Raw genomic sequence first — 1722 nt, 5'->3', positions numbered from 1 at the left:
GGCCGCGCGGGCCCTCGAGGCCCTCGAGCGCCGCCGCCTGCCCCGCCACGCCCGGCCCGAGTACGACCGGCTGCGGGCCTCGAGCCGCCCCTGAGCGCGCTCAGCCCCCCCTCAGGCCCGTTTCCGGGGCTCATCAGCCCGGCCCCTTAGCGTTGCCCCACGCCCGCCGGGCGCACGAGGTGAGCATGCCCCTGCTGTTCACAATCCCTAGCCCCAGACGCCCCGGAAGGAGGCCCCCGTGGGGCTGACCGGGCGGGTCGTACGCCCCGACGACCCCGGCTACGACGCGGCCCGCCGCAACTACAACGAGCGCTTCGACGTGCGCCCGGCGCTCATCGTCTTCTGCCAGTCGGTCGAGGACGTGCGCAACGCCCTGGGCTTCGCGCGGGAGCAGGGGATGCCCCTGCGGGTGCGTGGCGGCTGGCACAGCTACGAGGCCTTCTCGCTGGTCGAGGGGGGCTTAGTGCTCGACGTGAGCGACCTGCACGCCGTGCTCGTCTCCCCCGACCGCCGCACCGCCGACGTGGGCGCGGGGGCCCAGCTCATCCAGCTCTACCAGCGGCTGGGGCAACTCGGCCTCACCCTCCCCGGCGGCACCTGCCCCACGGTGGGCATCGCCGGCCTGACGCTGGGCGGGGGCTTCGGCCTGACCTCGCGCCGCTACGGCCTGACCTGCGACTGCCTCGAGGAGGTCGAACTCGTGAGCGCGAGCGGGGAGGTCCTCGTCGCCAGCGCCGGGCAGCACCCCGAGCTCTTCTGGGCCCTGCGCGGCGGGGGCGGGGGCAACTTCGGGGTGGTGACCCGCTTCCGCTTCCGGGTCTTCCCGCTGGAGGAGGTCGCCGTCTACACCGCCGCCTGGGACTTCGAACGCATGGGCGAGGTGTTGGCGGCCTGGCAGGAGTGGGCCCCGCCCGCCGACCCCCGCCTCACCTCGGTGCTCAAGCTCTACGGCCCCCAGCACGCCCGGCCCGGCCCCGTCACCTCCACGGGCCAGTTCGTGGGGCCGCTGGAGGAGCTGCGCCGCGTCCTCGAGCCCTTCCTGCGCCGCGCTCCCCCGCACCAACTGCGCCTGGAGCGCAAGGCCTTCCTCGAGGCCGTCAACTTCTTCGGCGGCGACCCCGAGCCCGACTGGTCCGTCCACTTCCACGGCGACCACAAGAAGTTCAAGAACACCTCGGCCTTCGCCTACGAGCCCCTGCCCCCCGAGGCCCTCGAGACCCTGTGCGCCTGGATGGAGAAAGCCCCCACCGGCGAGGACCTGGTGCAACTGGAAAACTTCGGCGGCAAGGTGGCCGACCTCGCCCCCCGCGCCACCGCCTTCTTCCACCGCCGGGCCCAGTTCTTCCTGCAATACCAGGCCTACTGGTCCGACGACTCCGCCGCCGAAGACCACCTATCCTGGGTCCGCGGCGTGCGCGACGCCCTCACGCCTTACACCCGCGGGGCCTACGTCAACTACACCGACGCCGACCTCGAGGACTGGCCCGAGCGCTACTACGGCGAAAATTACCCACGCCTGCAAGAGGTCAAGCAGCAGTACGACCCGGAGGACTTCTTCCGCTTCCCGCAGAGCATCCGGTCGCCGGGGGGGTCGATGGTCGATAGTCGATAGTCGATAGCCCATAGCTGATAGCCGATAGCCGAACGCCTCGTTGGGATAAATCATCCACTGGGGTTGTGCCCGCCCCGCAGGCCGACTACAGCCCCACTTCCCCGTGGAAG

General features: G+C 71.6%; 1 protein-coding gene. It reads left to right on the top strand.

The window, feature by feature from the left end; all coding sequences use genetic code 11:
* Window positions 1-238: 238 nt before the first annotated feature.
* Entirely contained in the window at window positions 239-1612 is a 1374-nt protein-coding gene (locus tag MEICH_RS0106970) for an FAD-binding oxidoreductase (protein WP_027892019.1), read from the top strand.
* Window positions 1613-1722 lie beyond the last annotated feature (110 nt).

The organism is Calidithermus chliarophilus DSM 9957, from assembly GCF_000430045.1.
GTDB classification, from domain to species: Bacteria; Deinococcota; Deinococci; order Deinococcales; family Thermaceae; genus Calidithermus; species Calidithermus chliarophilus.
Note: the sequence above shows the minus strand (reverse complement) of the source record. Positions and strands in the feature narration are given on the sequence as shown.